Genomic DNA, 23,621 nt, shown 5'->3' with positions numbered 1-23,621 from the left:
TCTACAAGGGGATGGTTATTGCGGCGCTGAGATAACAAGATCAGAGATAACAAGATCCAAAGCCGGATAGACATTGTTGGCCACGAGCTGCACCCGATAGGTCTTCCTGGGGTCCAGGTCGCAGGCCGTGATGATCAGACGGTTCATGTCGCGACGCATTTCCGGCGCTCCAGGTCCATAGAACCGGGAAATGCGCGGAACAAAGGGACAGGTGGGGCAGCCGTCGCCGGGTTCGCTGCCGATAGCCTCGATGTGCAGGCGCACGCTATCCAGATTGTCCCATGCGCCCGCCAACTCGCAGTCGATGATGAGACACCCCTGGCCACGTTGCACGGTCATGGTGCGCAAGCGAAAACGGTCTTCGCTCAACTTGGGGGCAGGCCATTCGCGTTTGCCGCAGGAGGCGAGCCCCAGGACCAGCACGGCCAGAAGCAAGGCCGCAATGGGTCTTGCAGCCTGGAACCGGTCAAAGATGCGTTGAGAGGAGGGAGGGGTGCCGGTCATTGGGCGCTCACGTTCTTTTTCCATTCATGCAAGAGGGTCAGGGCGGCCAATGGCGAGAGGCCGTTCACATCAAGACGCTTGAGCTCGACGAGCATCGGGTGCTCGGGCTCCACTGTTTTGGGTTCCTGCGGAGCTGGCACGCCAGGCAACAGGCTCTGCCGTGCAATTTGCGCCTGTGAGCCGCCGCGTTCACTTTGCGATTTTTCCTCGAGGGACGCAAGTATTTCGCGCGCGCGCAGCACAACAGGCTGCGGCACTCCCGCCAGCCGCGCCACTTCGATTCCGTAGCTCTTGTCCGCCGGTCCAGGGATGAGCTTGCGAAGGAACACGATGTCGCCCTTCCACTCCCGAACGGCAATGTTCATATTGCGTAGGCCGGGAATGCGGCCCTCTAGAGACGTGAGCTCATGGTAGTGCGTGGCGAAAAGTGTGCGGATGCCGTTACGGCCTCGGCGCGAAAGCTCCTCTACAACGGCCCAGGCCAGCGCCAGGCCATCAAAGGTGCTGGTGCCACGCCCGATTTCGTCCAATATCACCAGGCTGCGCGACGTGGCCTGACGCAAAATGCGCGCAGTCTCCATCATCTCAACCATAAAGGTGCTCTGGCCGCGGGCGAGGTTGTCCGATGCCCCCACGCGCGAAAACACCCGGTCAACCAGCCCAAGCCTGGCGGACTGCGCAGGCACAAAAGAGCCCAGCTGGGCCAGGATGCTCATGAGCGCAGCCTGGCGCAGGACCGTTGACTTTCCCGCCATGTTTGGGCCTGTTATGAGCAAAATTCTACGACTTTCGTCGATGCGCAGGTCATTTGGGATGTAGCCAGCCGAGCCCGTGGCCGCCTCCACAACGGGGTGGCGTCCCTGTGTCACCTCGATCTCGATGCCTTCATGCAGAGCCGGACGGGACCAGTCGTTCACACGAGCCGCCTCGGCCAGTCCCTGCCAGTAATCAAGCCCGGCCAGACTGGCGGCCATGAACATGAGCCGCGTGCGCACCTGGGCCACAGTCTCGCGCAGTTCACCGAAAAGTTTGTACTCAAGCGACTTGCGTTCTTCAGACGCGCCCTGCAGTCGATCTTCCAGGTCCTTGAGTTCCTGGGTGATGTAGCGCTCACCGTTCACCAGGGTTTGCTTTCGGATGAAATGCTCTGGCACTTTGCCCTGGTAGGCGTGGGAAATCTCCAGGTAGTAGCCGAATACCTTGTTGTACCCGAGCTTGAGTTTTAAGATGCCGCTGGAGTCGCGCTCACGCTCCAGCATTTCCTGTATGCGCGCCTCACCATGCTCTGTGAGGCTGATGAGCTCATCGAGAGCCGGGTCGAAGCCGGGCAGGAACAGACCGCCGTCGGTGACGGCCAGCGGCGGGGAGTCCACAAAGGCCCGTGTAAGCAGGTCCGAAATGTCCGCCATATCGTCCCAGTTCTTGAGCAGGCCCTTGAGCTCCGCTGGGGCTTCGACGCCGGGTTGGTTCGTTGCGTCGCTCATAAGGGCGCGCAGGCCCGGTAGGCGTTTCAGGCTCTCCCGCACGGCCACGAAGTCGCGCGGGGTGGCGCGCGCCAGGGCAATGCGCGTGCTCAGGCGCTCCAGATCCTGCACGTCCAGCAGAATGCGGCGCAATTCCTGGCGCAGGCTGTCGCGCTCGAACAGAAAAGCCACCACTTCCTGTGTGCGCAAGATAGGGCCAAGCTCGCGCCAGGGCTGGCGCAGGCGGGATTCGAGCAGCCGTCCGCCCATGGACGTTGCGGTCTTGTCCAGCACATGCCACAGGGTGCCTGGCCCGGACTTGCCGTCAAGCCTGCGGAAGATTTCAAGGTTGCGCTCTGTTACCTCGTCGAGCACCAGATGACGCGAGAGGTCCAATGGCCGGAACTCGCCCAGTGGCGGCAGTTCTGTGCGTTGAGTCATACGCAGGTATGCAAGGAGCGCCCCCAGAGCCCGCACAAGCTCTGGCTTGTCGGCCAAGTCCAGAGTGCCCAGGTCCACAGCGCCTTGTGAAGTCAGCACCGCAGAAGTGGCAGAGGCCAGATCGAAAGAGCTTGGCGAGGCCATTTGGCTCACCTGAGCCGCCAGATCCTGGAAGGATGTAGGGACTTTTTTGCCCTGTGGCAAAATGATTTCGCGGGGAGACAGCTTCATGGCCCACTGCCACAACTCTGGTTCGCGTCGGGAATGGAGTCCGCACCATTCCGCAGTGGACACGTCGACCCAGCCCAGCCCCCCCGCGCCCTTGTCCGCGTCCCAGTAGAGAGCGCAAAGGTAATTGTGGGCCTTTGCGGAAAGCGAGAGATCCTCAACTATAGTTCCAGGGGTCAGCACGCGCGTAACGGCGCGCTTCACCAGCCCTTTGGCCTGACGCGGATCTTCAATTTGGTCGCAGACAGCGATCTTGTAGCCCTTCTCCAAAAGTTGGGCGAGATAGCCGTTCACCGAGTGATGCGGCACGCCACACATTGGAATCTTGGATTCCGAGTTTGGATTCCTGGTGGTGAGGGTGATCTGCAACTCGCGCGCAGCCGTTTGCGCATCCTCGAAGAATAACTCGAAAAAGTCGCCCATGCGGAAGAAAAGCAGGGCGTCCGGATGCTCGGCCTTCACCTGCATGTACTGTTCGAACATGGGGGTGAGCTTGGCGCCCTCTGCGGCAGTCTGCGTCATCTGGCTCACGAGAACTCCTGACGAAACAGGATGCTGTGCCAGGAACGGCAGCGCGGGCAGATGAAGAAAGTTTTGTCCCAGCGAAAGCCGCACCCCTTGCAAACGAAACGCTTACTCTTCCGAGCGTGGCCAACGAAGTAAACCATTTGCTCGCTAAGAAACGGCGTCAGTTCGAGATCGGTTAGCACAAGGCTTACCAGTTCAAGTCGTGCCAGCCAAAAATCGGCATTGAGCACCAGCGATTTTTCCAGCCAGTGCCGAGCGTTGTCCAAGTCGGCTTCAAAGAGGCAAAGCTTGGCGCAGTAATAGCAAATCAAAGCGTCGGGATGGAGTCCGGTAAGCACGGAGACGCAGGCACGAACCAATTCGGTGATAGTTTCTGGACGAAGAGGCAGGCCAGGGGTGCCATCCTCCACGCGAGCCGCGGAAAGCACATCCAACAACCCTTCTAGCAACAGAAAGCGCTGATTTGCCGGGATGTTTGCGCAGGCGGCGGTTAGCGTCTTTTCAAGCACCGGGATGTTGGCGCACAAGGCGCTTTGCACCACACTCGCCAGCCAGGCCTCCGGCGATGCGGGAAAGGCAGACAAAGCTTGCTGCACCAAACGGTCCCCAGCGACAGGGTCTCCATGCCGAAAGCAGTCGCTGGCCTGTTGGGCCAAGTAATGGGCCTGGGCCATATTGCGTCCCACACGACCGTAATGATCAGCGGCGCGCTCGAACTCGCCGCAATCTGCGGCCAACCGGGCCAGCTCAAGCTGCACGGCCTCGGTATCGCCCATAAGGTCAGCAGACTGTGAAAAAGCTTCGCGGGACTTGTCCAGCATGCCGCCACGCCGGAAGTCACGACCCAACTCAAAGTAGCTTCGCGCGCGCAGGGCCTGATCGAGCCCTGGACGGTTGATGAGGCTGTTGCGGATATGGATGGCCCGTTCAATTTCGCCCTGGGAACGGTACAAATTGCCGAGAGCCAAATAGATCTCTACTGATTCTGGGTTGTTGCGAACGGCCTGGGAAAGCTCCTCGATGGCAGCGCGTGTGTCCTGGTGGGTCATTGGTTCTGGGGCGCGCACGCCATCAGCCCCCGTTATCGAGTGCCTTTTGCGGCCAAGCCGGAATAGCGAATTCCAGGGCAAGAAATACCTCCTAGAGGCCAGTAGAAGACTGGCTGCTCGATTGCCCCAATTGACCAGGCTGGTTCTGCGACTGGTTGAGCGGAATGGTGCGTAATGAGAGCACCTCATCTTCCAGGCCAGCGTACCGGGTGCGCAGTGTCTTGAGTTCGAGCCCGAGCCGAATCCGATCAACAAGAAGGAAGGCTAGGCAGAATACGGCGCCAAGGAAGAAGCCGCCCAGCACCAACAGATACAAGGGCAACGGCAAAGAATACAGGTGGGCGGCCACTACATTGAACTCCAAGACTACTGTGGTTGACAGAGGCTGGTTATTTTGCACGAAAAACAGCATGGACACCACGAAAACGAGGAGCAGGGTGAAGAATTTCAGGTAGCGCACTGTGGGTCTCCTTGATTATCAAGCCTGGGTGTCAGCCCAGAGCGTCGAAATGTGGCTTCAGGTGATCATAAGTCGAGCGCAGGTGCTCGGGAATGACTCTGGTTTCGCTGAACACAGCCATGTAGGAATTATCGCCGTTCCAACGCGGCACGATCTGGAAGTGGATATGCGCGGCGATGCCAGATCCAGCAGCCTCGCCAAGGTTAAGTCCGGCGTTGATGCCATGAGGCTTAAAAACGTCCTGCAGGATCTCAACGCAGCGCTGCAACAGGTCCATACACTCATGTGCTTCCTCAGGAGCCAGGGAGGTAAGGCAGTTCACATGACGATAGGGAGTCACCATGAGATGCGCATTGTTGTATGGGTAGCGATTCATGATGACATAGCAATAAACGCCACGATAGAGAATGAAGCGTTCGGCGTCCTCGCCGTCATGGTCGGGCACGCAGAAAACACACTCATCAGGCTTGGGTCCCAAGATGTAGTCCATTCGCCAAGGAGCCCACAAAACGTTCATGACTTTCCTCGCCTTATTCGATTTCGCGTAATCGCAGGTACCACAAATTCTTCTTAACGTGTGGACCCTTCCAGGGCAAGACCTCGTATACTTCGAGACTTGGCATGACCTGACGCGTTCGTTCGAACCTTTGCGATGGTGACTTGATCGGCATGGCTCACCCATGTTCACGATCTTGAGCTCGACTGAATCAAAAAAAAGCTATCTCACTCAACACGCCGACGGATCATCAGATGCAATTCAGGCCTGATCGTTCGTTCTTCGCCCAATCGCCATTTGTTCGCAAACCGTTGCCTACCGATGAGAAGCACGCGGCGATCCCAACATGAAACGTGATGCACACTGGAATCATCCCATGAAAAAGATGAAGGTCATAAGCAGAAACAACGGGATGAGAATACCGGCAGACCATGCCATATAACCGAAAAAGCTCGGCATTTTTACACCCTGCGACTCCGCGATCGAGCGGACCATGAAGTTTGGAGCGTTGCCGATGTAAGAGTTGGCGCCCATAAACACCGCTCCGCAGGAGATGGCCGCCAAGGTCAGGGGAGCGTCGTGCATCAATTGAGAGGCGTCGCCGCCCGCAGTGTTGAAAAACACAACGTACGTCGGAGCGTTGTCCAGGAAGCTGGAAAGAATACCAGACAGCCAGAAATACATGTGGTTCACCGGCTGGCCGTCCTTGGTCACCAGAGCGATCACGTTGCGAAAAGCCCCCTCGGACCCGGCTTTCAGCATGGAGATCGCGGGAATCATGGTGACAAAAATGCCGAAGAACAATTTGGCCACCTCCTCAATGGGCTCCCAACTGAAGTTGTTGAGCTTCCTGGTCTCACTGGCAGTGATAAGCAGGGAAAATCCAGCGAGTACAAGCAGAACCACATCACGCATCAAATCTTGCAAGGCAATGGATAATGTTCCAACAGTTAATTGCATCTCAGGATTCCATACACCGCTTAACAGTACCGTAATTATAACCCCCAGCAGCAACAATACATTGACACCACCCTCCAGGCGCAAGACATGACGCTGCCTGCTAATGGCAGGTCCAAGGGGTGCTTCTTTCTTCATCATCATTGTGTCGAGAAAATAGTAGAGTAAGAGCAAGATAGAAGAAGCAAACATCATTTCACTAAAAAGATGTTCTGTGGTCCAAAAGAAATCAACGCCTTTCAGGAAACCAAGAAAAAGTGGTGGATCTCCCAATGGACTAAGTGATCCACCAATATTTGAAACCAGAAAAATAAAAAAAATTACTGTGTGAACTTTGTGTTTGCGGTGCATATTGGCGCGCAGCAAGGGCCGAATAAGCAGCATCGAGGCACCAGTGGTACCCATAACACTCGCCAGAAAAGTGCCGACAAGCAAAATTGCAGTGTTCGACGTTGGTTTACCGCTCAGGTTACCCGTAAGACGCACCCCGCCGGAAATGGTATACAATGAGAAAAGGAGGATGATAAAAGGGATATACTCCATCGCTATTGTATGTAGAAGAGCAGATAAAGCCAAACCGGGACCGAAAAGCAGCGCGCAGGGGCCCAAGAAGGCTAATGACCAGAACACGGCGATTTTGCCGAAATGTTCGGCCCAAAGTACGGGGAGAAGAAGCGGCAGAATAGCGATGGAAAGCAACATGCCTGCGAAAGGAATCGCCCACCAGAACGAAAGGCCCGAGCCGTCCAAAAGTGCAGTCCCCCCAGAAGCTTCTGCGGGCATGGCACAGAACAAAAGCATGAAAGCGGTGGCGCCAATAATGGGAATTGAATTCAAGTCGCGCACAACCAAGAACCTCCAACGCAATAAAATGTTGGCGAAACCTGATCTGGAATGCCCTGCCGCAAAATGCGCGTTACCATTCCCTGATTCGCGTAACGCCCCAGGCTAGCCCCGACCTATGTGGAGAGCCCGTACAGAGCATGCGCATCCGCCAGCCCCTCCTTTGACCACAGAGGGCAAAGCCTTGGTCTTCAGCTCCGTCAGTGGTCGTCAGGCAGCATTATTTAGTTGAACGTCTTGGGCGCGGCCCGTGCGGCTGTTCATCATACCCTTCCATGCGTAGTCCTTCCATAAAGGTTTTGGCAAGCTCAAGCTGACGTTCGCGTGTTGTTGTTAGGCCATCGATGGCTGCAGCGCGAACCTTTTGCAGTATCTTGGCAAAACCCGGTCCGCTCTTGAGCCCGAGCGCCTTTAGGTCGGATCCGTCGATGAGCAATTCCTGACTGCGCAGTCGCGTCAGATACTGGGAGATATTCTTGCGCATGACTTCGCGTCGGCTGCGAGCCATCAGAAAAAGCACACCTTCCACCGGTAAGGGATCCAGGGTGAAATAGATCTCACTCATGTTTGACTGGGCTTCCTGCCAGGTCATGAGACGTGCCAAGGCTTCGCCCAAATGATCGCGCAAGGAGAGAAATTCACGCAACTCGCGGTCGGAAAAACGCAGACGCCGGCAGATCTGCTCAAGCTGATCACGCTCCGTACCCATTGTCAGGCCAAGCATATACAGTTTCCAGGTGTTCACAGACGGTTCAAGATACAGCAGGGTATACCAATCATGTACCTTGCGCAGTTCCATGAGCACTCGCAGCCTGTCCGCATCCAGATTCAGCTGCGGATGGATGGTGGCGAGCAGCTTGAGATCCTGCATGCGGTTCAGACACTCCAGAACGTTTTCCTCGTTCAGAATGAGCTGCATTTCATGTGTCAACCGAGCGCCTGAAAGCTTGGAGAACAGATTCAACTGCACTGCATTTTTTATAAGACGCAATGTCTGGCCATCGATCCGAAAATTGAAGCGCTGCTCAAATCGCACTGCTCTAAGAATTCGCGTAGGGTCTTCAACGAAGCTTAACGAATGCAGTACGCGAATTGTCTTTTCCTTAATGTCCCGCTGTGCGCCGAAGAAGTCCATGAGCTGCCCGAAGTGCCCGGGCGAAAGGTTAAGGGCCAAGGCGTTAACCGTAAAGTCGCGGCGGTACAGGTCCATCTTAATGGACGAAAGCTCAACCGTTGGCAGGGCAGTCGGGTATTCATAATACTCCAGACGTGCTGTGGCCACATCTATGCGATGTCCGTCTGGAAAAACTACAACGGCTGTCTTAAACTTCTGGTGTTCCTTCACGCGGCCCTGGCGGGCCTTGGCCAGCGCCTTGGCGAACAGAATCCCATCCCCCTCGACAACGAGGTCAATGTCCAGATTTTGCCGACCCAGAAGAATGTCACGCACGAAACCGCCAACAGCGTAGATCTTGAATCCAAGCTCCTTGGCAAGCATTCCGGCCTGTTCCAACAGAGCCAGAATTGAGCCTGGCAACCGCGTGCGCATCACTGAACGGATGTTCCGGTCGCGCTTGGGGTCGGGCATGAGCGTCTCGGAGATGCGTGCAGATTCTTCAACAAGGAGATTAACCAAGTCCGTGCGCGTAATGATGCCCACGGTTTGATCAGCCTCAACCACCGGCAGGAAGCGCTGCCGCTTGCCTATGATTATTTCCATTACTTGATGCAGCGTTGCGGTCGGCCCCACCTTGGCGAAATCCACAAGCATATACTCCACCAGCGGCACATGGCGCAGACCGTGGGCTACGGCTTTGTCCGCCGTACGGTGCTCCAGCAGGCCAACGCAACTCATGGTGCCAGGCGCAACAACCGCCACAGCCTTGAGTCCGAAGCGGGTCATTAGTTCCGCCGCGTCCGCCATGGAGCGGTTTGACTCTATCACCTTGGGCGGTTTGGACATGAGGCTCGCTGCCGTGATCTGGGGATTGATGTGGGAGTAGAGCAGAGTGAGGAGCTCATCGCGAACCTGGCTCAAAGTCTTGTCCTTTACCGTGGCCGAGGCGGCATACCCGTGACCACCGCCGCCAAAAAATGAACAGATGAAGCCCACATTGACATCACTGGCGCGCGAACGCGCAACGATGTGAATCCGGTCGCCCATACGCCCCAGGGCGAACATGACGCGGACATTCTCCATGTCGATGAACTTATGAACAAGGTATGCGAAATCACTAATGAAACCTTCGGTGCTAACCTCGGCGACGGTGACTTCGATACCGTGAAAGTCATGGGTCTTGGCTGAATCAATAAGCTCAGAAAGCACCCGGATCTGCTCTGAGGAAAGGTCGCGTGCGAGAAGGTCAGAAATGACGCCCAGGTCCATGCCGTTTTGACGGAGCCAGGCCGCTGCACGAAAATCCTCCGGCGTGGTTGAATTGAATGTGAAGGAGCCCGTGTCCTCAAAAATGCCCAATCCCAGCACAGTGGCTTCTTCAATTGTTGGCGCGATGCCTCGGTCCATGAGTTCATGGGTGATGATGGTGGTGGTGGAACCCCAGTTTTTAACGCAGGAGTATTCCGGCTCTACGTCCTCCTCTGTGTCGGGGTGGTGATCAAACACGTGAATGCGGATTCCCGGCTTGTCCACCAGAGCCTGTACATGGGACACTCTGGACTTCTGCCGGGTGTCCACGATGACGAGCAGCTCTACATCAGCCGGATCGATATCCTTGAAGGATTTGAAGTTGAACAGATACGTGGTGCTTTGAATGTAGAAATTCCGGAGGTTCTTCTCCTGGCTGCCTGGGAAGATAAGAACGGCGTCAGGGTATAGCCGATTGGCCGCTATCATGGCCGCCAGGGCGTCGAAGTCGGCGTTGGCGTGGGCTGTTATGACCGTTTTAGGTCGCGGACGGATAGGGGCATTCATTCTTTTGTTCCTGTGCGCCGGGGTTTGGCGGCTGCGAAGGCCGTTGATCGCGGGTGAAACTGTTCGTGAATGCGCATGAGCCGTCCTGATTGGATGTGGGTGTAAATCTCCGTGGCGTTAATGGCGGCATGCCCAAGGAGCAGTTGCACTGTGCGCAAGTCCGCTCCGCCCTCAAGAAGATGGGTCGCAAAGGTGTGCCGAAAAGTGTGCGGGGAAATGCTGCGGCGAATTCCTGCGGCCTCGGCGTAGCGCTTGATGAGTTTCCATACCCCTTGCCGGGTGAGCCCCTTGCCTGAGCGGTTCAGAAATATCTGCTGGCACAATGGCTGGAAGGCCGGGCGCTTGTGGTCCAGATAGTCGCAGAGCAGGCGCTGGACTGCATAATGGATGGGAACCAGGCGTTCCTTGGCGCGCTTGCCAAACACACGCAAAATTCCAGTCTGCGGATCAAAATCCCCCAGCGCCAGATTGATGAGCTCTGAGATGCGCAAGCCAGCGGCGTAGAGCAGTTCCAACATCACCCGGTCGCGGAAGCCAAGATTCGTGCTGGGATCGGGCTGGTCGAGAAGACAGTCCATTTCCGCCTGGGTCAGGAATTCAGGCAGTTGGGCTGGAAGCTTGGGGCTTTCCAGTAGGGCAGAGGGGTCCTCATCCAGAAGCCGTGCCTGCACGGCAAAGGCGAACAGGCCTCGCGCCGTGGAAAGGTGCCGGGCCAAGCTGGTGGCGGCCAGTTTCTTGGCGCGCAGGTGGGTCAGGTACAGGAAAAGGTGCCGCGTGATGCAGCGCTCCAGGCTCACGCCAAGGCCGTCCAAAAAGGCAAGCAGGGCGCCTATGTCCGCACCATAGGCCACTAGGGTGTTTTCCGATAGTCCACGCTCCACTGTGAGGTGTTCCAGATACCTGTCCGCAATGGGGTGCGAGAGGTTCTTTTGTGTTCCTTCGTCAGCGCTGTTCATCAGATCATCACCGGCGATAGAGGTTCGCCAAGGGTCGACAGGCATCCGTGAGCGCCAGAGTTCAGAATATCCCCGACATGGCCAGCATCATCTAAACTTTTTCTTGTCATTCGGCAAGAAGACGGTCAAAGACGATGCAAAACATGCAATTCCCAATGGAGCTTTCGTTCAAGGGAACCAGCTCGATTGACAGCACGAGGCGCTGGCATTACACAGACGTTTCCATTTGCACCACAAGGAGCCCTTCATGTCCGAATTCCAGCTTGCACAGCGTCTTGCGAACCTTCCCCCGTACCTGTTCGCAGCCATCGACAAAGCCAAGGAAGAAGTCCGCGCTAAAGGCATGGACATCATCAGCCTGGGCATTGGCGACCCCGATCTGCCCACCCCGGACTTCATCATCGACGCGCTATGCGCGGCCGCTCGCAACCCGGTGAACCACCAGTACCCCTCATACGTGGGCCTCTTCACTTTCCGCAAGGCCGTTGCCGATTGGTACAAACGCCGCTTTAACGTGGATCTGGACCCGAACAACGAGGTCGTGAGCCTCATTGGCTCCAAGGAAGGCATTGCGCATTTCCCGCTGGCCTTTGTGAATCCTGGCGATCTGGTGCTCATCGCCACCCCGAACTATCCCGTATACGGCGTCACCACAGAGTTCGTTGGCGGCATCCCCATGTACTTGCCCCTGACCGACGAGAACAACTTCTTGCCGGATCTCGACGCCATCGACAACGACACATGGAAGCGCGCCAAAGCCATTTACGTTAATTACCCCAACAATCCCACAGCTGCCACGGCTCCGCGCTCATTCTACGAAAAGTTGGTGCAAAAGGCGCAAGAATTCAACGTCATCGTTGTTCACGACGCAGCCTACACCGAAATGTACTTCGACGAAGCCAAGAAGCCCCTGTCCATACTGGAGATCCCCGGCGGACGCGATGTCGCCATCGAGTTCCACTCCTTGTCCAAGACTTACAACATGACCGGCTGGCGCATCGGCATGGCCGTTGGCAACAGCTCTCTGGTCAAGGGGCTTGGAAAGGTGAAGGAGAACATGGACTCCGGCATCTTCCAGGCAGTGCAGGAGGCGGGCATCGTGGCCCTGAATCAGGGCGATGCTTACAGCGCCGAGTTGCGTAATATCTATAAGGAACGGCGTGACGTGGTTGTGAGCGCGCTGCACAAGGCCGGCATCTCCTGCCGTGTGCCCGACGCCACTTTTTATGTTTGGTCCAAAGTGCCCCAGGGCATCTCGTCCCAGGATTTCGTCACCCGCGTGTTGATGCAGACTGGCGTGGTGACCACCCCCGGCAATGGTTTTGGCACACCGGGCGAAGGCTATTTCCGCATATCGCTCACGGTGAACACGGATCTGCTGAAGGAGGCGGTGTTACGGATTACCCAACTTTAGACGCATACATCTCCCTTGGTTCCAATCAGGGCGATGCCGAGGCGAATTTAGAAGAAGCGCTGCACCGGCTCGAGCACTATGGTAACGACCTTGTGTTCGACGTGCAGTCGCCTATTTACAAAACTGAACCGCAGGGAGTCAAAGAGCAGCCCTGGTTCATGAACTGTGTGGTGCGCCTGAAGGTCAGCTCGGAAATCTGGGCTCCTGAAGGTCTGTTATCCACGCTGCAGGCAGTAGAGTCTCAGATGGGCCGCACGCGCGGCGAGCTAGTGGGAGGTCCCAGGGCAATCGACCTTGACCTGCTGATGTTCGGTGATGTGGAAATGCGGAACGAATACTTGACGCTTCCGCACCCGCGCATGCTTGAGCGGGCCTTTGTGCTTGTCCCCCTGCGTGATGTTGCGCCCGGCCTTGTGCTGCCTGGCGGAAAAACCATCGAGGAGACGCTCTCCGGGCTTTCATACATCCTGGACGGCCGCAACATCAGCCAGAAGTAGGGCGCTCCGGTGTCCGTCAACCGGCCCTCTCAAGAAGGACAAATCCCATGATGAGCGTGACCAAACTTCTTATTCTGGCTATCTGCGCATTTGTGGTCTGGAAGCTTTTCGTCGGCGACAAGCGCTGGAAAGAGACCAAGGCGCAAGAAAAGAAAGAGGATCTCGTGGCTTCAGGCGAGATGGTCAAGGACCCTGTCTGCGGCGCCTATGTTTCCAAAAACAGCGACATCCGCGTACGCCAGGGCGATGTTTTGCTGAACTTCTGTTCCTACGACTGCCGTGAAAAGTACTTGGCGCGCATTGAAGGTGAGAACGGAGGCGGGCAGGCCTAAGCTTTCCACTTGCCATAGGCCGCGCGCCTAGGCGGAGGGTCCAATGAAAATATTTCTGGACAGCGCCAACATCGATCAGGTCCGGCAGGCAAAGGCCTTAGGGACTATTGAGGGCGTCACCACCAATCCAAGCCTCCTGTCCAAGGAAAAAGGCGATTGGAAGAAGATCGTCCGCCAGATTTGCAAAGAAATCGATGGACCTGTGAGCGTTGAGGTCATCAGCACTGAATCTCAGGCCATGCTCGCCGAAGCCCGTGATCTTGTGAAGATCGCCCCAAACATCGTCATCAAGGTGCCCATGACCCTTGAGGGGCTAAAAACCATATCTGAACTGCACAATCAGGGCATTGACACCAACGCAACTCTGGTGTTCTCCCCAAACCAAGCCCTGCTTGCCGCCAAGGCCGGTGCGACCTACGTCAGTCCGTTCATTGGTCGGCTTGACGACATCGGACAGGATGGCATGCAAGTCATCCAAGACATTATGACCGTGTTCCGCAACTACGACCTTTCCACGCAGGTGCTCGCGGCGAGCATACGGCACACCAACCATTTCTTTCAAGCGGCCATTCTTGGCGCAGACGCAATAACAATCCCGCTCCCCGTACTTTTTGACTTGGCGAAGCACCCACTAACCGACATAGGGTTGGCTAAGTTCATGAACGACTGGGCCACGCGCTAACGTCTTCCGCACCAATGGCTGATTCGCCGCACCACCCTGTCTCATAATGTAAATTATGTAAACTTTCAGACTGGTGACGGCCACGCATCTTCCCTTCCTGAGGGTTCTGTGGCAATTTCTTCCGGATCGTAATTAACTTTGGCCGTCCTGCGCAAAACCCGCAAGACGCTTACACGATTGAGGCCTTGCGCTAATGAAGAAACAGTTCTGTTGTGTCGTAACGCCCCGTTTGCTGATTGGTTCACTGGTCATGGTGTCCATGATGGCGCTACATGCCAGCGCCTTTGCCGGCCCTACCAAAAAAGCCGCAGCAAAACAGCCAGCGACTGAAACAAAGTCCAACAAGCCTGCCGCCACCGAAGCAGCATATGAACAATGGCTCAAAAAGTATGGTGCATATGATCGCATCGTGCAGCCCGCTGATGATCCTGCGGATGAAGCCAGCGGCTCGACCTTGAAACAGGCCGAAGCCCAACTGTTGCAAGGCGCTCCCCAGCAAGCCCTCGCCCTCATCGAGGCACAGCCGCCCTTTGAAGATCCTGCGCTGGAGACCCAACGCCTGTGGATTGGCGGCAATGCCTTCCGCGCCCTTGGTGATCCCTACAAAGCTGTGATCTGGTACAGCCATGCGGCAAAGCTTATGGATGCCAAGCAAATTAAGGCTAAGCTCTCCACCGAGTCGGGCCTTGAAGCTTTGTGGGTTGACGTTTGGCGCAGGCAGTTCTGGGCCTTTGTCGGCAATCCTTCCGCCTCGCGCGACGCGCTGGAGCAGACACTGCGAACTCTTCTGAGCCAGGCTGAAACCGCCTGGGGACAGGAGAATTTCTGGGTCAAATCCAAAGAGGCGCTGGCCCTTGCCACTGGCGAGGAATCAACCGTCCAGACCAAATCAACCGAAAAGGCCTCTAGGGACGGGCTGCTCGCAGTGAGCGCCGCAGACCGCCAATTCATTGCCCAGGCTGTTGCTGCTGCCAGCCTTGAGGACTACGATCGGGCCAAGGGTTTTCTGGCTGGAGTTTCCGTGCCTGCCCTGCGCGACTTCTGGACCTCCTTGCTCGCCTTCCTGAACACCGGCAAATCCCCTGACGCCAAGTCCTTGGGCGCTGCCGGCTACGCCAAGGCCGCAGGATTCTGGAACGCGAATCTTCTCGCTCCGTACGCAGGCAACCGCGAGGAGTGGTTTCTGGGGAGCTCGACCCCATCTTGGACCCGGTTCAAGACCAACCTCGCTCAGCTGTCCAAGGCCGAGGCACAGGAGGCCGTAGACAAGGAGCTGCAATCATTACTTCTCTCGGAAGAAATGTCCCGGCTCCTGCGATCGCTCAAATTCATTCTTTGTCTTGAGGACGGCAACGTCGACGCCGCACGCGAGATATGGAATGGCTTGGACAAGAGGAAACTTCCCATCTGCTTGCGTGTGGCTGGCGGACTATTGTTCCAAGAGGACATGAAGACGCTTCTTCCTCAGGAGATCGGCGCGGCGGGGAAGCTCTCCCCTGCCCTCTCAGCCCTGCTGGCCGCTGGCGGCACCGGCTCCCCCCTGGCTGGGGAGGCACCGTTCTGGACCAAAATGGAAGTTGGGAAAAACAGCAACGTAAACAAGGTATGGCCGCTCGACAGACTGCTCGTTCTTGCGGACTGGCAGGCTCGCTGGGCAACCGGCGCCGGGCCTGAACTTGCCCGCCGCTCCGCCTTCCTGTTCCCAGATACCGGGTACGGGTATGACTGCCTGACTTATCTGACGCAGAGGGCTGTGGAAAACCGCTCCTTCCAACTGGCGGAAGCATACCTGTCTCGGATGTCGACGCTGTCAACTGACAAAAAGCGCACAATCGCACGACTTGGGCTCAAGGCCAAGATGGAGCGCGAAAGCGGTAAGGATGAGCTGGCCCTCGCCACCTATCAGGAAATGCTTGGATTCGGTTCTGACATGGACGCCAAATCTCGCCTTGATATCGCCACCTTCTTGCAACTCAAGGGCGATTTCGAAGGCGGACGCAAGCAGTTGCAGATCCTTTGGGACCAGCACGACAAAATGCCCCGGCCCTTGCAGGCTGAAATTCTCTTCTGGATGGGTGAAGGCGAGCATTCGCTTCGCAATTATGATGCAGCACTGGATTACTACCTTCGCTTAGCCTATCAGTACCCACAAGAACCCATGTGGCCCACTGTGGCCATGTACCGCTCGGCCATGATTTATGAAATCAAGGGGAACTTCGAGACTGCCAAGAAGCTGCTCAAGTCCGTCATAGCCACGGCGGAAACCAAGGAAGCCCAGGAAGCCGCCAAAAACAGATTGAGCGCCTTGGAGGCTAAATCTGGCAAGCCCGCAAAGAAGGAAAGCGGTGAGCCTGTATATCCTTTCTAAAATTCGCCCAAGCACGAACGAACCATCCTTCCACCCAGGAGTCGAACATGGCAGAGGATTTTCGCAAATTGCTCAAGGACGACATGAGGAATGACGAGACTGGCGAGCGCTGGTTTCAGGATCTTGAAATAGGCGACATTTTCTTCTTTTCTATTCAAGCCAGTTCGCTTCATGGCTCCGCACCGGCTGCTCTTTTAGACGACGTCATGGGATATGAGGGCTTCCAGGTCACTGTGCAGTCCAAGCATGGCGTTTTTGCCCACGGCAAGCGTGGGGCTTGGCAACACTTGGAAAACAAGCCCTGGTGGCCCCTGTTCGAGGCTGATTCGCCAATTGTGTTTGTTGCGGAGAGTGTGCCCGTGGCCACAGTGCAGCAAATCTATGAAGATCTGCTGGCCTGCGTGGAGGCGCATCCGGAAATGATCAGCAAAAAGTGCCTCAAGTCGCTTGCAACATGCTGATATGATAAAATGTCAGGATTGCTGGCCGTCGCTTTCGGCGGCCACATCCTGCGTCTTGCCTCGACCAAGTACCTGCTTGCCGACCATCAGGAAAAGGCCAAGCCCGAGGGTCACTGCCACCAGCCGCACCAGCCGTCCAGTATCGCCGTCGAGAATGAAGCCGCCGGTAAGCTGACCCAAGTAGGAAAAGGCATAGCACAACGGAGCGGAGAACACGAAGGTCCCCCAAACGTAGGTCCATAATCGCAGGGACGTGAGGCCGAGTAAAAAGTTAATTACGCTGGTTGGCACCGCCGGGTTCAGCCGTACAAACGCCACCACCTTCCACTGTCCTTTTTCCAGGCTTGAGCTGAGGCGCTGTAAAAACCGGGAATTGAAGCCCCGGGCAAAAGGCTGGCCAAAGGCCGATCGCGCGAACGAAAATGCCAGGATCGCGCCAAGGGTGCTTCCCAACAAGGCGTACACGGCGCCAAAAGCCGCGCCCCAAAGAAAGCCAGCCCCGATGTTCAAAGGCAGGGTGGGAAGCATGAACAACATCGCGAGGGCGTAGGCCGCAACAAAAACAAGCGGGGCCAACACAGGATGAGCTTTGGCAGCCTCAATGACGCCCCCGGAAGTCAGCATGTCCTGGTCCCAGAGCCGCCAAGCGATGCTGGCGAACACAACGAACATAAGTATGAGCACGACGCGTCGTGCCGTGCCGAAGCCGTGTCGCGTTCCTTTATCCTGAGCGGAAGGTTGCATTGAAGTCATCTGATCCCGAGGTGTGGCGGATTATCGCAAAATGCGGATACTTATGCGCGGCTGCCATATTGCACACGGCGTCGTAGTCCTATACCAACTGCCTCGGACTCGTAAAGCCTGGACAGACTCCGTCACGGCAATTCTGCATAAACGAATTCAGGGGACTCTAATTTCATGGCGATAGCGCGGCTCACACTCCGGCCCGATCAAAAAGACATACTGCTTCTGCTCGGCTTGGCCCTCTTGTGCTACGCTGACAAGATTCTCCTTGGGCCGCTGGCCTCCATCGACATTTACGACAGTCTGGAAGTTCATTTCGCGCATTTTCAGTCCATGTGGAGGCTGTGGGCCGAGTACGGTCCCTTTAGCTGGTATCCGTTTCATGCGGGCGGGGTTCCCAGCTTTGTGGGCCAGCATCCGCCCTGGCATCCGGCTGTTTTTCTAGCAGGCGTGCTGCCGTTGTGGCTGCTCTCGCTTTTGTGGAACATCAGTCAAATGTTCCTGGCCGGATACGGCATTTACCGCTTCTTGCCCCTGCTCCTCGGAGCATCGCGCCGCAGCGCTTTTGTGGTCGCGGTGCTCTATTCACTCACCTGGATCAGCGGCAACGTCCACTTCGTCATGCCTTACGCATTTCCAGCGGTTTTCGTCTGGTGCGTGGAGCTATTCAGACGTGAAACCCCGCGTTCGACCAAACTCAGAGCCGCCAGCTTCATCGCTCTGGCGAGCCTGTTCTCTTTTCCGGTGCTCACGTTACCGCATTTCCCGATTTTTCATCTGGCGCTGGTGCTGTTCCTGGGGCGACACCTGCCGGACTTCCGCCGACAAGTGGCCGGCGTGTTCATCATCTGGACCGGATATGTTCTGCTCTTCGTCCCATCCATTGTAAGCCTATTCTTATACATCCCCTACACTCAGCGAGAGTGGGACTTCAGCTTTACAGGCCTTGGACCCGCGCTGCTTGACTATCTCCGGTGGTTGCGAGGCAGATTGGCCGATCAGCAGTTGATTCCGATCTTGTTGCTTGGCCTGCCGCTGCTAACCAAGCAGAAGGTACGCGTCTGCTACGCGTTCATTTTGGTTATGCTGCTGGTTGCTGGAGCATTTACCTGTGATCTCAAAGGGCTGTTCCACGGGAGCTTCCTGCTCAAGATGGACCTGTTCATGTTCGCCACCTGCCTTGGCATCGTCGGTGCGATGATCGCCAGCCAGGTGCTGGACGCCTTGGCTGAATCCGATGCGGGCATCCGCTGGCCTTGGGTGCTTGCGGTTGTGGCCGCCCTGCCGCTGCTCGGCGCGGCTCACAAGGTGCTGACCTACGTGGCCATCCTTGGAGCTGGGCTTGCCGCCGTGGCTCTCATGCGCGCAAAGCGCCACAATTCCGGTACGCCTCAGATCCGCATTAACCGACCGGCCATCGCCCTCATGATTTGCCTTGCGGCCATGGCCATGCTTGTGCGCCAGCAAAATATGACCAGCGGAATGTTCGCCCCGTACGCCCAAGGAATGCTGGGGCATCAAGACCTTGCCGCCATGGCGACGAAGTCCCCTGAAAGGCCATTCCGTGTGGCCTGCGTCGACGTGCATCCGGTGGTGGCCCAGAATCTTGGATTAGACACCGTCGGCGGCAAGTCCCCATTGTTCAACAAGTACTATAAGGAAGTCGTGCGTGAGGCTATCCGTCCTCAGTTTGCCAACCCTATGCAAATACAGGCGTTTGACAACCTTTGGCGTCAACTCTACCTCACGCGGATTCGCGTTGACCTTGATCAGCGCTCCTGGGTGCTGAGCAAGGCCCCACCGCGTTCCGTGGCTGATTTCAACTGGAACGCATTGCGCGCCTTGAACGTGACACACGTCGTGGCCTCACGCGAAATGACAGACATGAGCAGCGTGGCCGCCTTGCCTGTTCTATCACCCGGGTTCGGCGAAAGCTCCGAACTGTTGACGCCACTAGGCTTGCGGGACAGGTTCGCCCTGCCCCTCTATATTTACGAGCTCAAGGACCCTCTTCCGCGAGTGTATTTGGCCGAACCGACGTTCCGATCCTCCCGCCAGGAGGTTCTGGAAGCTCTTGGCCAGTCAGAGCTTCCTGTCCTGCAAAGACAGGTGTTCCTGCTGCAAGAGGATGTCCGGGGCTTCCCGCCCCCTGCGCCGCTGCAACGCTATGTCCCAGAAAGCGGCCTGTCCATCGGTGCTGCGCATATAGTGTCCTGGTCGCCGGACAAAATCCGCATCAAGGGCTTGGCCGAGCGCCCATGCGTGCTTGTTATGGCCAACAACTTCGATCCCAACTGGAAAGCCGTGCTCCCTGGCGGCAAGGTTCTGCCCACTTTCCGCGCAAACCATGCCTTCACGGGCGTGTTCATTGATGAGCCTGGCCCATTCCTCATGGATTTGACTTACTCGAACCCGCTCATATGGTGGCTCAATTTGTCCTCAGCCTTTGGTCTTGGTCTCATGTTCTGCGGTGTGTTCTGGGGCGTAGGCGGCAATATTTCGACGCTTAAGGATGAGCCAACCCCTCTCCTCTGCTCCGCCCTGCCCACATGGCGTGCCTGTCTGCTTACCGGCACGGCCACTGCGGCTGTCTGGACACTGGCCTTCGCGCTTTTCGTTTACGGAAAGCAAAAAGGTCCGCAGGCGGAGAGCTTTCCCTACGCACTAGCGACCATTCCTGTTCTCGGCTTTCTGGTGGCCTGCTGGACCCGCAACTTCCTCCGCCGCTTTTAAGTCTGTGCCTTAGTTTGCCACAACGCAAAACGGCCGCCCTGTCACCAGAGCGGCCGTTTGAACATTCTGTGCAATGCTCAGCTTCGAACTATTTCCACCAGACAACTTCTCGCAGGAACTGGAAGTAGTAGGCCGCGCCCCAACGCAACACCTGTAGTTTGCGCTCACCGCCAATGCGCGGCGGCTCGTCGCCGGGAATCTCAGAGATCTTGAGCTTGCGCTTGGCGGCACGGCAGGACAAAAGCGGCTCCCAGCTGATCTTTGTGCCAAAAAGTTTTTCCGGCAGGCTGTAGGCCGCATCACCCACAAGGTCGAGATCATACACCAACTGCTTTTTATAGGCGCGATAGATGACCATGACGTCTGTGTATTTCCCGCCGTGCAAGATGTTCACAGTCCTGGTGAACAGCCAGTTGCCGAAGGCGGTGACGATGTCGTCGTCCGCGCTCTTGGCCGGTCCAAGGTAGCGCGAAGCAATGACCATGTCATAACCTTCCTTCATCTTGTTGATGAGGTCTGGCAGCAGCTCAGCCACAGAATTACCGTCCGGGCTGAAGGTGACGAGCACATCGCCCTCAACCAGGGGCATGACTTCCTCATAGGCATGGCGGAAGCCGCGTTGCTTCTGCACATACACTTGGTAGCCCTGTTCTCGGGACCACTCGATGGTGCCGTCTGTGGAGCCGCCGTCGACCACGATGATCTGGTCAACCCACTCTCGTTTGATGCGCGGCATGATTGCCTTCATGCCTTCGATTTCATTGAGCGTCATGACCAGAAGTGTCGTCTTCATAGGGGCTCTCTATCAGGGTGTGCAGGATGTATGGCAGCCCAAGCGGGCGTGGGGAAGCTATATGACGGCGTTGTCCCTGTCCAGCCCCTTCTCGGCCATCTTCACAATATGGAGCATGGTGTCCAGGCCGAACTTGGCGCGGATCATGGAGAGGTAGCGCGGATTCTTGTAGTAGGCGTCAAAGGCATAGTCGCGGAAGGAGAGCACCTGGCCGCCCGAAAGATGTTTGGTGGGCAAAGGCAGGCAATCTGGGCTGTACTGCGAAAAACCGTTCCAGGTTGCAGGCAGGGGCAGGTTCTGCGCCACCGCGTCGTCATAGAGCTTGGAGCCGGGATAAGCCATGGCCGAGTAAATATTGGACCACTCGGCGTTGATCTCCTGCATGAGCGCGAAGGTTTCCTGCATGGAGTCGTAGTCGTCCTCCGGCAGGCCGAAGATGAAATTGGCGCAGATGTGCTGTCCCTGGTCGTAGGTCATCTTGGCCACGCGCAGCACGTTGTCCAGTTTGTAACCCTTGGTAACGTCTTCGATGACGCGCTTGCTGCCGGACTCGAACCCATAAGCAATCCAGTTGACGCCAGCCTTTTTCATGGACTCCAGCATGCGCTCGGACACTGTGTTCACCCGGGCGTAGGCCCAGAAGTTCAGGTCATAGCCTCGGCTGGCGATCTTGCCGCACAGTTCAAGCACGCGCTTCTCATTCACCGCGAACAGCTCGTCCATGATCTTGATGTTTCGCACGCCGTAGGTGTTTACCAAAAAGTCGATCTCAGCCATGACCGCATCCACCCCGCGCGAGCGCAGGCGGTGTTCGCCAAACAACGCGTTGATGCAGCAGAACGAGCACTGATACGGGCAGCCCAGGCTGGTGTACAGCGTAGCGTAAGGCTGGCGGCGCGTCACGTCGTCAAAGCAGTGCCAGTTGTGGGCGCGGTAGCGCTCCATGGGCAGAAGGTCCCAGGCGGGCATGGGCAGCGTATCCAGGTCAGCCCACATTTCCGGCATGGAGCCGGGCATGATTTGGCTGTCCTTTCGCCACCAGAGGCCGGGAATGCCCTTGAAGGAATCGACGCCAGCCTTGAGCGCGTCGATGAGCGGCGGCAGGGTGCGCAGTCCCTCTCCCTGGATGACGAAGTCAGCGGCCTCCTCGCGCAGGGAGCGTTCCGGCAAGGCGCTGATGTGTAGGCCTGTAAGGGCCAGGGCCGCCTGCGGCGCCAGTTCCTTGATGCGTTTCGCTATGGCGCCCACGCCCGTCATGTTCATGGTGGAAGCTGATGGGTTGTGGCCCGAGGCCATGACCACGGTCAAAAGCGCGCCTCGATCTACAGCGGCCTGCGCCACCTCGTTCCAACCCAGCCCGTCGGTCTCGGCATCAAGAATCTCAACGCCATAGCCCTGGCCGCGCAGGTATCCCCCCAGAATGCCAGCCCAAAGCGGAGGCTCTATGGCCGTCAGATCGTAGTCCGACAGGTTGCCGTAGAGCTGTTTCTGGCTGCCGGGTTTGATGAACAGGACGTCTGGCGTGCGGGCCATGGTCCCCCTACCCTTCCACCGAGTTGAGCACTTGGCAGAGCTCGACAATGCGTGCGGCCTCAAGGGTCGGGTAGTTGCCGATGTAATAGGCGAAGAAGTGAATGTGCTCCACTTCCGGGTATTTGGCAAACTCGCCATCGGGAACGATGCCTTTCAGATAGTGCTGACGCAGCTGGTTGCCGCCGCCAGCGCTGCCGCGCCGGAACTCGATGCCGCTTTCGCGCATTTTGGTTTCCAGCCGCTCGCGCAAGGCCACATCGGGCTTGTTCAACACCAGGTTGAAGGCGTAGTTGCAGCTGCCTTCAAGGTCGAAGTCAGTGCGATATTTGCCCGAATCAATGTGCTTGAGGAACAGCTCGAAGTTCTCGCGCCGGCGCTCGTTGCAGGAGTCCAGGCGCTTGAGCTGGCTTCTGCCCAGCACGGCGTTGATTTCGGTTGAGCGGACATTGAATGCCGGAAAGGCGAAGATGAAGTCCGGCGAGAGTTCCGGGTTCTCGGCCGCGTAGCGCGCGCGCAGCTCAGGGCTTTCAGCCTCGCGCACCATGCCGTGGGAGCGGAACATGCGGATGGCGTCATAAAACGCATCGTCATTGGTGCACACCATTCCGCCTTCGACAGTGCTCATGTGATGAGCGAAATAAAAGGAGAAGTTGGACGCCAGGCCAAAGGAGCCCAGGCGCTGACCCTTGAAGGTGGCACCATGGGACTCGCACACGTCCTCGATGAGTGGGATGTTGCGGCGCTCAAGCTCGGCCAGCAACCGGTCTGACAGGCCGTTGAAGCCCTGCACGTAGGTTAGAAACACCGCGCGGGTGTTGCTGTTCAGCTTAGCGATGACCTGATCCTCGTCCATGCACAGGTTGCGCGGATTGATGTCCACAAAGACCGGCGTGAATCCGTTCTGCAACACGCTGGCGATGTCCGACACCCAGGTGAGGGTGGGCACGATGACCTCGCCTCCGCCAAACAGGTGCTTGAGTGCGCCCATGGTGATGAGGTTGGCCGAGGCGCCGGAGTTCACAAACACGCTGTGCTTCACGCCAAGCCACTGGGACCATTCCTGCTCCAGAGCGCGCACGTTGGCGGACTGGGTGAGGCGCGGCATGCCCTGCAAGAACTCGATGAGCACGTCCAGGTCCTGGCGGGTGACGTTGTCTTCCATCAACGGCCATTTGAAACCCATGGCTATTTCTCCGGTATGTTTGCG

Annotated in this window: 19 protein-coding genes; 7 read left to right on the top strand and 12 right to left on the bottom strand. The window is 57.1% G+C overall.

What is annotated here, in order from left to right; genetic code table 11:
- Window positions 1–15: 15 nt before the first annotated feature.
- The 8 genes from Q8O35_RS07140 to xerD form a co-directional block, all read right to left on the bottom strand.
- The gene (locus tag Q8O35_RS07140; RefSeq protein ID WP_305571950.1) at window positions 16–504 is read right to left on the bottom strand and encodes a hypothetical protein; all 489 of its coding nucleotides are present in this window, start codon (window positions 502–504) and stop codon (window positions 16–18) included.
- Window positions 501–3,158: a DNA mismatch repair protein MutS gene (mutS, locus tag Q8O35_RS07135; RefSeq protein WP_305572189.1), complete on the bottom strand. Its 2,658-nt coding sequence runs from the start codon at window positions 3,156–3,158 to the stop codon at window positions 501–503. Before mutS ends, Q8O35_RS07140 begins: the two co-directional genes overlap by 4 nt.
- Window positions 3,159–3,163: 5 nt before the next feature.
- Window positions 3,164–4,294, bottom strand: a complete 1,131-nt coding sequence (locus Q8O35_RS07130; RefSeq protein ID WP_305571949.1) for a lipopolysaccharide assembly protein LapB — start codon at window positions 4,292–4,294, stop codon at window positions 3,164–3,166.
- Window positions 4,295–4,304: 10 nt separating this feature from the next.
- Complete coding sequence (locus Q8O35_RS07125; protein ID WP_305571948.1) at window positions 4,305–4,673, bottom strand: lipopolysaccharide assembly protein LapA domain-containing protein; 369 nt, start codon at window positions 4,671–4,673, stop codon at window positions 4,305–4,307.
- A gap of 31 nt (window positions 4,674–4,704) precedes the next feature.
- A complete protein-coding gene (locus tag Q8O35_RS07120) occupies window positions 4,705–5,190 on the bottom strand; it encodes an HIT domain-containing protein (protein ID WP_305571947.1) in 486 nt (161 codons plus the stop codon).
- 348 nt (window positions 5,191–5,538) lie between these two features.
- Window positions 5,539–6,909, bottom strand: coding sequence for a sodium:proton antiporter (locus Q8O35_RS07115; protein ID WP_371133112.1), 1,371 nt, complete (start codon window positions 6,907–6,909; stop codon window positions 5,539–5,541).
- 280 nt (window positions 6,910–7,189) lie between these two features.
- Window positions 7,190–9,901 carry a CBS domain-containing protein gene (locus Q8O35_RS07110; RefSeq protein WP_305571946.1) on the bottom strand — a complete coding sequence of 904 codons (2,712 nt, stop codon included), beginning with the start codon at window positions 9,899–9,901 and terminating at the stop codon, window positions 7,190–7,192.
- Window positions 9,898–10,857, bottom strand: coding sequence for a site-specific tyrosine recombinase XerD (gene xerD / locus Q8O35_RS07105; RefSeq protein ID WP_305571945.1), 960 nt, complete (start codon window positions 10,855–10,857; stop codon window positions 9,898–9,900). Before xerD ends, Q8O35_RS07110 begins: the two co-directional genes overlap by 4 nt.
- 247 nt (window positions 10,858–11,104) lie before the next feature.
- Here xerD and Q8O35_RS07100 point away from each other — a divergent pair, with 247 nt between their 5' ends.
- The 6 genes from Q8O35_RS07100 to Q8O35_RS07075 all read left to right on the top strand — a co-directional run bounded on the left by Q8O35_RS07100 (window position 11,105) and on the right by Q8O35_RS07075 (window position 16,611).
- Window positions 11,105–12,271 (top strand): LL-diaminopimelate aminotransferase, encoded by a 1,167-nt coding sequence (locus Q8O35_RS07100; protein ID WP_305571944.1) that lies wholly within the window; start codon window positions 11,105–11,107, stop codon window positions 12,269–12,271.
- Window positions 12,211–12,768, top strand: coding sequence for a 2-amino-4-hydroxy-6-hydroxymethyldihydropteridine diphosphokinase (gene folK / locus Q8O35_RS07095; protein WP_305572187.1), 558 nt, complete (start codon window positions 12,211–12,213; stop codon window positions 12,766–12,768). The genes Q8O35_RS07100 and folK overlap by 61 nt, the downstream gene beginning before the upstream one ends.
- A 47-nt stretch (window positions 12,769–12,815) precedes the next feature.
- The gene (locus Q8O35_RS07090; protein WP_371133104.1) at window positions 12,816–13,100 is read left to right on the top strand and encodes a transcriptional regulator; all 285 of its coding nucleotides are present in this window, start codon (window positions 12,816–12,818) and stop codon (window positions 13,098–13,100) included.
- Window positions 13,101–13,143: 43 nt separating this feature from the next.
- The gene (gene fsa, locus Q8O35_RS07085) at window positions 13,144–13,782 is read left to right on the top strand and encodes a fructose-6-phosphate aldolase (RefSeq protein WP_305571943.1); all 639 of its coding nucleotides are present in this window, start codon (window positions 13,144–13,146) and stop codon (window positions 13,780–13,782) included.
- A 409-nt stretch (window positions 13,783–14,191) separates the two neighbouring features.
- Window positions 14,192–16,150, top strand: a complete 1,959-nt coding sequence (locus Q8O35_RS07080) for a hypothetical protein (RefSeq protein ID WP_305571942.1) — start codon at window positions 14,192–14,194, stop codon at window positions 16,148–16,150.
- Between the two features lie 47 nt (window positions 16,151–16,197).
- Window positions 16,198–16,611 (top strand): hypothetical protein, encoded by a 414-nt coding sequence (locus Q8O35_RS07075; protein WP_305571941.1) that lies wholly within the window; start codon window positions 16,198–16,200, stop codon window positions 16,609–16,611.
- Window positions 16,612–16,623: 12 nt separating this feature from the next.
- Here Q8O35_RS07075 and Q8O35_RS07070 read toward each other — a convergent pair whose 3' ends face one another.
- Window positions 16,624–17,274 carry a TVP38/TMEM64 family protein gene (locus Q8O35_RS07070; protein WP_305571940.1) on the bottom strand — a complete coding sequence of 217 codons (651 nt, stop codon included), beginning with the start codon at window positions 17,272–17,274 and terminating at the stop codon, window positions 16,624–16,626.
- A gap of 255 nt (window positions 17,275–17,529) precedes the next feature.
- Here Q8O35_RS07070 and Q8O35_RS07065 point away from each other — a divergent pair, with 255 nt between their 5' ends.
- Entirely contained in the window at window positions 17,530–20,088 is a 2,559-nt protein-coding gene (locus tag Q8O35_RS07065; protein WP_305571939.1) for a hypothetical protein, read from the top strand.
- An 88-nt stretch (window positions 20,089–20,176) separates the two neighbouring features.
- Here the strand turns inward: Q8O35_RS07065 and Q8O35_RS07060 are convergent, their stop codons facing one another.
- From Q8O35_RS07060 to Q8O35_RS07050, 3 genes are read right to left on the bottom strand one after another with little or no spacing between them, the layout of a single operon-like run.
- Window positions 20,177–20,881, bottom strand: a complete 705-nt coding sequence (locus Q8O35_RS07060; protein ID WP_305571938.1) for a glycosyltransferase family 2 protein — start codon at window positions 20,879–20,881, stop codon at window positions 20,177–20,179.
- A gap of 57 nt (window positions 20,882–20,938) precedes the next feature.
- Complete coding sequence (locus tag Q8O35_RS07055; protein WP_305571937.1) at window positions 20,939–22,414, bottom strand: B12-binding domain-containing radical SAM protein; 1,476 nt, start codon at window positions 22,412–22,414, stop codon at window positions 20,939–20,941.
- Between the two features lie 7 nt (window positions 22,415–22,421).
- Entirely contained in the window at window positions 22,422–23,597 is a 1,176-nt protein-coding gene (locus Q8O35_RS07050) for a DegT/DnrJ/EryC1/StrS aminotransferase family protein (RefSeq protein WP_305571936.1), read from the bottom strand.
- Window positions 23,598–23,621 lie beyond the last annotated feature (24 nt).

Origin of the sequence: Humidesulfovibrio sp., assembly GCF_030689645.1 — a bacterium.
In the GTDB taxonomy this organism is placed as follows: domain Bacteria; phylum Desulfobacterota; class Desulfovibrionia; order Desulfovibrionales; family Desulfovibrionaceae; genus Humidesulfovibrio.
The sequence above is the reverse complement of the archived record's forward strand: the minus strand, read 5'-3'. Positions and strand labels throughout refer to the sequence as shown.

Excerpts from the sequence above, each read along its gene's own strand:
- Q8O35_RS07120 (WP_305571947.1), bottom strand. The coding sequence starts at position 5,190 with ATGAACGTTTTGTGGGCTCCTTGGCGAATGGACTACATCTTGGGACCC.
- Q8O35_RS07075 (WP_305571941.1), top strand. The coding sequence starts at position 16,198 with ATGGCAGAGGATTTTCGCAAATTGCTCAAGGACGACATGAGGAATGAC.
- Q8O35_RS07065 (WP_305571939.1), top strand. The coding sequence starts at position 17,530 with ATGGCGATAGCGCGGCTCACACTCCGGCCCGATCAAAAAGACATACTG.
- Q8O35_RS07140 (WP_305571950.1), bottom strand. The coding sequence starts at position 504 with ATGACCGGCACCCCTCCCTCCTCTCAACGCATCTTTGACCGGTTCCAG.
- mutS (WP_305572189.1), bottom strand. The coding sequence starts at position 3,158 with ATGACGCAGACTGCCGCAGAGGGCGCCAAGCTCACCCCCATGTTCGAA.
- Q8O35_RS07090 (WP_371133104.1), top strand. The coding sequence starts at position 12,816 with ATGATGAGCGTGACCAAACTTCTTATTCTGGCTATCTGCGCATTTGTG.
- Q8O35_RS07100 (WP_305571944.1), top strand. The coding sequence starts at position 11,105 with ATGTCCGAATTCCAGCTTGCACAGCGTCTTGCGAACCTTCCCCCGTAC.
- Q8O35_RS07050 (WP_305571936.1), bottom strand. The coding sequence starts at position 23,597 with ATGGGTTTCAAATGGCCGTTGATGGAAGACAACGTCACCCGCCAGGAC.
- Q8O35_RS07055 (WP_305571937.1), bottom strand. The coding sequence starts at position 22,414 with ATGGCCCGCACGCCAGACGTCCTGTTCATCAAACCCGGCAGCCAGAAA.
- xerD (WP_305571945.1), bottom strand. The coding sequence starts at position 10,857 with ATGAACAGCGCTGACGAAGGAACACAAAAGAACCTCTCGCACCCCATT.
- Q8O35_RS07115 (WP_371133112.1), bottom strand. The coding sequence starts at position 6,909 with ATGCCCGCAGAAGCTTCTGGGGGGACTGCACTTTTGGACGGCTCGGGC.
- Q8O35_RS07060 (WP_305571938.1), bottom strand. The coding sequence starts at position 20,881 with ATGAAGACGACACTTCTGGTCATGACGCTCAATGAAATCGAAGGCATG.
- fsa (WP_305571943.1), top strand. The coding sequence starts at position 13,144 with ATGAAAATATTTCTGGACAGCGCCAACATCGATCAGGTCCGGCAGGCA.
- Q8O35_RS07110 (WP_305571946.1), bottom strand. The coding sequence starts at position 9,901 with ATGAATGCCCCTATCCGTCCGCGACCTAAAACGGTCATAACAGCCCAC.